The sequence below is a fragment of the Natronospira sp. genome (assembly GCF_007134575.1).
Lineage (GTDB): Bacteria > Pseudomonadota > Gammaproteobacteria > Natronospirales > Natronospiraceae > Natronospira > Natronospira elongata.
Window position 1 is genome coordinate 1 of sequence record NZ_SLKM01000206.1, and the last position, 6,413, is coordinate 6,413.

The window sequence follows — 6,413 nt, forward strand, 5'->3', positions numbered from 1 at the left end:
CCGGCTGCTATACCGGCGAGGACGCGGTGCGTGTCTGCCGCCTGGCGCGGGAGCTTTTGGGCGACCATCGCCTGGTGAAACTGGAGGTGCTGGGCGACGAGCGCACCCTCTACCCGGACATCCCCGCCACACTGGAAGCGGCCAAGACCCTGGTGGACGAGGGTTTTGAGGTCATGGTCTATACCAATGACGATCCCATCATCGCCAAGCGCCTGGAGGAGATCGGCTGCGTGGCGGTGATGCCCCTGGCCGCCCCCATCGGTTCCGGCCTGGGCATCCAGAACCCCTACAACATCATCACCATTGTCGAAAATGCCAATGTGCCCATCCTGGTGGATGCCGGCGTGGGCACCGCCTCGGATGCCGCCGTGGCCATGGAGCTGGGTTGTGACGGGGTGCTTATGAACACCGCCATCGCCGGCGCCAGGCATCCGGTGTTGATGGCCTCGGCCATGAAAAAGGCCGTGGAAGCCGGCCGCGAGGCCTTCCTCGCCGGACGGATTCCGAAGAAGCGCTTTGCCTCGGCGTCCTCGCCGATTGAAGGGGTGATTCATTAGCCTCCCACCGTAGGAGCGAATTTATTCGCGATGGGGGAAAATTCAGCCCCTGATCGCGGATGAATCCGCTCCTACGGTTTGCATCTCCCGCCAATAATTTGAGAAACCGCAATGCCAAAAGACCCCACCCAAACTGCCAAGCCCCACCACCGCCCCATCCGCAGCTTCGTTCGGCGGGAGGGGCGGTTGACGCCGGCGCAGGCGCGGGCGATGGAGGAGTTGTTTCCGCGCTATGGCCTGGCCTTCGAGCCGCGGCCGGTGGATTGGGCCGCACTGTTCCGGCGCCAGGCGCCGGTGACCATGGAGATTGGTTTCGGCAACGGCGAGTTGCTGGCCACCCTGGCCGCCCAGCACCCGGACAGAAATTTCCTCGGCATTGAAGTGCATCGTCCCGGCGTGGGCCGCTTGCTGAATCAGTTGGAGGAAGAGGGTCTCGACAATGTACGGGTCTCGACCCATGACGCGGTGGAAGTGCTGCGCGAGCAGATTGCCGAGGCGAGTCTGGACCGGCTGCTGATTTTCTTCCCCGACCCCTGGCCCAAGAAACGCCATCACAAGCGTCGCCTGGTCCAGCCAGGTTTTGCCGAGATGGCGGCCCGGCGACTGGCACCCGGTGGACGATTGCATCTGGCCACCGACTGGGAGGACTATAAGAACCACATACTGGAAGTGCTGGATGCCTGCCCTCTTCTGGAAAACACCGCCGGCCCCGGCGGTACGGTACCGCGCCCCGATGACCGCCCGGTGACCCATTTCGAACGCCGTGGCCAGCGCAAGGGGCACGGGGTCTGGGACCTGGTCTATACCCGCCGCGCCTAGCCCTCCAACTCTCCGCGCCCTTGGCGATCTCTGCGCGAGGCAACAAAAAAGCCCCGCCAATGGCGGGGCTTTCTGCCTTCAGGCTGCCGCCGAACTCAGCCGAAACGGCGGCGGCCGGCGAGGCCGATCAGGGCCAGGAGCAGCAGGGCGGGCAGCAGGGGATCGCTGCGATCAGCGCCGCTCATGCTGCAGCCACCGCCACCGCTACCGGGCACACAACGCTCGGTAGTCAGGCTGATCTCGTTCTGATCAGGCGCTGCATCCACCTCGCTGTTGCTGACCGTCAGCTCCAGGGTGTAGTCACGGCTGCAAAGCAGGCCGGTGGCTTCCAGCTCCAGCAACTCCGTGGCTGCCACGTCCGTGACCGAGCCACTGGTTACCAGACTACGATCACCGCTGTCGTGGTCGACCGCGTGGAGTTCGTAGGTGAACGCCCAACCATTGGTGGTGATCTCGTAGTTGATCACACCGCCACCGGCAGTGGTGGACTCCAGCTCCGCTTCGATCTCGAAGGGCATGGGCACCAGCGACAGGCTGACATCGCTGACCTCTTCGCCTGGCTCGAGATCAAAACCCTGGCCGTTGTTGTCGTTGATGGCGATGTCATAGCCATCGGCGAAGGCAGCCACGGCCGGATAGAAGGGTTCCGGGCTGAGGCTGAAGCTGAACTGGGCGGTGCCGGGGCCAATGAACTGCTGGACACCGGCCTCTTCCAGATCACCGTCTGCATCTTCGCGGAAGATGACCACGGTGGTGGGGCGGTCACTGGGGATGTCCTGCACGGAGCCGGAGACCTGGGCGAGGAATCCACCGAGCACCACCGGCATCTGCAGATCCAGGCCGTCGTTGTCACTGACAAAGTGAATCCGGCCCTCGGTGGACTCGGCTTGGTCAAGGTCGGAGAAGGTGACGGTGAGTTCGACCGTCTCGCCTTCGGCAATGCTGAAGCTGGACGGCTCCACATCAATGGTGACGCCGTCCGGCTCTTCCACGATCACCTCGAAGCTGCCACCCTCGGCAGTCCCGCGCAGGGTCCGGGTCAGGGTGCAACTGGCATCGCAGCCGGCGGTGGAGAAGCTGGCCAGGTTGAGCTGTCCCGGATTGCCACCCAGGGCCGGGTTGGCCGCATCGAAGTTGGCAGCGGTCTCGTCCAGAACAAAGCCCACGTTGGCGGCTCGGTTCAGATCCACCCGACCGGCGCCGCGACCAAATGGAGTAGCCTCGGTCCCGTCAAATTCCAACAGCTCGGGCTGAGCGCTGAGCATGAGAGCCGATTTCACCTCGCCGGCCGTCCAGTCCGGGCGCACGGCCATGAGCAGGCCGGCGGCACCGGCCACGTGAGGACTGGCCATGGAGGTGCCGGTCAGGGCGCCGAAAACCGACTGGTTCTCGTCACCGGCGACCGGGGCGAGAATGAAGGTACCGGGAGCGGCCAGATCAGGGCCGAGACGGCCGGGCACCACTTCAACGGGACCCCGGGAACTGCTGGGGTTGAGGCGATCGGCCTCGTCCGGGTCATGGCTGATTCCCGGCTCGCTGACGCTCATGGTGGGGTCGGCGTGATCCTGGATCCAGTCGACAACGGCGGCACCATCCACATCGGAGATCATCATCGAGGGGATGGACACGGGTTCTTCCATGCCCATGACGATGAGCTCGCCGGGTTCGTTGTTGATCATCAGAACAAAGACCGCACCGGCGTCGGCGGCATGGTTGATCTTGTCCGAGAATACGCAGTCGCCCCGTTCCATCACCGCGATGGCACCACTGAAGTCACCCTGGGCGAAGGCCTCGCAACCACGTTCATTGCCCGGGTCCACATCGCCGGCCCAGATCAGTTCCTTGTCGTCCAGGCCGGTCACCAGCGGACCGTCACCGGGAACGGCTTCGAGATCCTGCAGCTCGTCAGGGACATCGCCGGGGCCGGACACGGAAGGCATGGGATCCTGGATGATGCGGTCATGGGTGCTATTGGCCACCGCCACGGCCCAGGGGGCCAGGGCCGGGACGCCGATGGTGGCGTCACCGGGGCCGGAATTACCGGCGGCCACGGCCGGGAAGATACCGGCCTCGCGCATGGAGAGAATCCCCATGGAGTCAAAACGGGCCCAGGGGGAAATCTGGGCATCCAGGCCGATGGAGTAATTCATCACCATTCGGGTATCCGGAGAAACCTGGAGAATGGCGTCGAAGTCCTCGACGACGTCTTCCATGGCCTGAGTGAGCGTGGAGATTTCACAGCAGGCGTTATAGCTGATGATGTTGCCACGAGGTGCCACGCCCTGGATGGAGGTGGGCTCGTCGCCAATGAAATCCACATCCACGGGGTTGCCCGCGGCCGTACCGGCCACATGGGAGCCGTGGCCGTCGATGTCCACCGGACTGCCACCCATGATTTCAGGGTAGCCATACATGCCGATGAGCTTGTCATTGCACATGGACTCGGCGGGGTCATCACCGGCGCAATTGCCAAGGAAATTCCCGCTGCCGAGGGGGTTCTCGTGGCTGTAACCGTCCGAGGCCTGGGCGGCGAAGCTGGGGTTCCAGGGATCAATTCCGGTGTCGATGATGGCAAAGACAATGCCTTCGCCCTGACTGCCGGCATGGCCGCTGACGGCACTGCCATCCCAGATTGCCGGGGCACCGATCCAGCCAGGGCCGGCGTCGGTGAGCAGCTCCACCTGGTGATCCCGCTCCACCAGGCGAACGCCCGGCACGCGGGCCAATTGCTCGGCTTCCGCCGGCGTCATGCGGGCGGTGAAGCCGTTGTTGGCGAGTCGGAAAACATGGACCGGTTCGATTTCCCGGCCAAGCACTTCGCTCAGACGATCAAGGAAGCTGTCCCGCTGCTGATCCAGATGGCTCAGATAGGACTGGCTGGCGTCGCTCTGCAAATTGATGCCGGCCTGCCCGCGCACTGCGGGCGAAGTCGCGGCCAGTTCCGGGTTGCCGCCCCGATAGAGGGCCAGCGGTTTGTCATCCAGCCGAACCAGATACAGGGCCTTGTCGGTGTGCCATCCGGCGCGGATGGCTTCGCGGTCTTCTTCACCGACGAAATGACGGACCTCAACCGGCCCGGCCAGTGCCTGGCTGGCGGCGGATACCGCGACCAGGGCAACCGCCCCGAGAATGACGGCCATGCGGTCCATCAGGCCCCTTTGCTTGCTTCTCATGTTGTGATTCCTCCCCTGCTACAGACAACGGGGGCCGGGTCTTTCGAACCGGCCCCCAAAGAATCGACAAGATACCCCAGATCGGAGTTCAGTACACGTCCGGACTGCCCTCCCCGCGCGGGTCGGAGGCAGCCTCCAGTTCACCGGTCATGCGATCCCAGATGACCAGCTGCAGATTGCCCCAGGGCCGGCCGCGGGGCTCCACCTTGTGGCCCTTGGATTCCAGGACGTCGATGGTGTCGCGGCTCAGGGCGCCGGGCTCATAGCTGATGTGGTCCGGACGATATTGGTGATGAAATCGGCGCTGCTCGACAATCTCCTCGGGCTCCAGACCTTCCTTCCAGGCCAGAATGCCGTGCAGCACCGTGGTGATGATGCGGGAACCGCCGGGGCTGCCGAGCACGGCCACGCCGCGATCGTCCTCGATGAAGGTGGGCGTCATGCTGGAGAGCATGCGCTTGCCGGGCTCGATGGCATTGGCGGCGGAGGAAACCAGCTCGAAGCCGTCCGGGCTGCCGGGCCGGGCGGAGAAGTCATCCATTTCATTGTTGAGGATCACACCCGTGCCCTCCGGCATGAAACCGGAACCGAACCAGAAGTTGATCGAGAGAGTGCCACCAACCCGGTTGCCGGCCCGGTCGATGATGGAGAAATGGGTGGTCTCCGGGCCCTCGCCGTCATCAACCACGCCCGGCAGGGCGTCGCTGGGCGTGGCCTGGTCGCTGCGGATACCTGCCCGCAGACCGGCGGCGTACCAGGGGTGGGTCAGCTTATCCAGCGGCATGTCCACGAAATCCGGGTCACCCAGCCAGGCACCCCGGTCCCGATAGGCACGGCGCAAGGCCTCGCTGATCAGATGCGTGCGGGTGGCGGCATCCAGGTTTTCCAGATCAAAGCCTTCCAGGATGTTGAGCGTGGTGGCCAGGGCCACGCCGCCGGCACTGGGCGGCGACGCGGCGGTGATGCGGCTGCCTCGATACTCGCTGACGATGGGTTCTCGTTCCACTACCTGGTAATCGGCCAGGTCCTGCAACCGCCAGATGCCACCCGCCTCGCGCACGCCCTCGACCATGCGCTCGGCCAGTTCACCACGGTAAAAGCCGTCATGGCCATAGTCCGCCAGCCGCTCCAGCGTCTCGGCCAGGTCCGGCTGCTTGAGGACCCAGCCCTCCTCCGGGACCTCGCCCTCATCCAGGAAGACCTCCACACCGGCGGGCCAGCGCTCGAGCACTTCCTTCTTGAAGCGCACACCGCGGACATAGCGCTCGCCGACCTCGAAGCCTTCACGGGCGTAGCGAATGGCGGGGGCCAGGTTCTCGGCCAGGCTGAGATTGCCGTAATTCTCACTGATATGCACCAGCGCGGCCGGCTGGCCGGGGATGGCGGCAGCCAGGGGACCGTTGCGGGACAGATCCGTGTCCACCTGCCCGTCCTCGTCGATATACATGTCGGCGGTGGACTCGGCGGGGGCCGTTTCGCGGCCATCCACCATGATGCTGCGATCCGAATCGGCCTCATGCAGCAGCCAGAAACCGCCGCCGCCCACGCCGGAGCCAAAGGGCTCGACCACGGCCAGCGCGGCACTGACCGCCACGGCAGCATCAAAGGCATTGCCACCAGCGGCCAATATCTCACGCCCGGCCTCGGTGGCCAGAGGATGGGCGGTAGCGACAGCCCCGCCCTCGCCCGCCGGCTCGGCCGGCGTCGCGGGCTCAGTCGCCGGCCCGGCACAGGCGATGACAGTGACCAGGGTGATCAGCAGGATGAGGGAGCGGCAGAGCTTTTGCATGGTGGTTTCGGTTCGTTTCGGGTGAGTTGTATGGGGGTGGGATAGGGTAACTTAGGTTAGGGGTTAGGGGTTAGG

The 6,413-nt window shown here is 64.8% G+C and carries 4 protein-coding genes; 2 read left to right on the top strand and 2 right to left on the bottom strand.

All coding sequences use genetic code 11. The features are described 5' to 3' along the window. Together ACJWXQ_RS08140 and trmB are read left to right on the top strand one after the other, a co-directional pair. Positions 1–557: thiazole synthase (locus tag ACJWXQ_RS08140; RefSeq protein ID WP_406672555.1), on the top strand; the 557-nt coding region annotated here is incomplete at its 5' end. A 111-nt stretch (positions 558–668) separates the two neighbouring features. After that, positions 669–1,376 (top strand): tRNA (guanosine(46)-N7)-methyltransferase TrmB, encoded by a 708-nt coding sequence (gene trmB, locus ACJWXQ_RS08145; protein ID WP_346052146.1) that lies wholly within the window; start codon positions 669–671, stop codon positions 1,374–1,376. 95 nt (positions 1,377–1,471) lie between these two features. Here the strand turns inward: trmB and ACJWXQ_RS08150 are convergent, their stop codons facing one another. Both ACJWXQ_RS08150 and ggt read right to left on the bottom strand, forming a co-directional pair. Then, positions 1,472–4,549: a S8 family serine peptidase gene (locus ACJWXQ_RS08150; protein WP_346052148.1), complete on the bottom strand. Its 3,078-nt coding sequence runs from the start codon at positions 4,547–4,549 to the stop codon at positions 1,472–1,474. A gap of 88 nt (positions 4,550–4,637) precedes the next feature. Continuing rightward, a complete protein-coding gene (gene ggt, locus ACJWXQ_RS08155) occupies positions 4,638–6,338 on the bottom strand; it encodes a gamma-glutamyltransferase (protein WP_346052150.1) in 1,701 nt (566 codons plus the stop codon). Between the last annotated feature and the right edge of the window lie 75 nt (positions 6,339–6,413).

Excerpts from the sequence above, each read along its gene's own strand:
- trmB (WP_346052146.1), top strand. The coding sequence starts at position 669 with ATGCCAAAAGACCCCACCCAAACTGCCAAGCCCCACCACCGCCCCATC.
- ACJWXQ_RS08150 (WP_346052148.1), bottom strand. The coding sequence starts at position 4,549 with ATGAGAAGCAAGCAAAGGGGCCTGATGGACCGCATGGCCGTCATTCTC.
- ggt (WP_346052150.1), bottom strand. The coding sequence starts at position 6,338 with ATGCAAAAGCTCTGCCGCTCCCTCATCCTGCTGATCACCCTGGTCACT.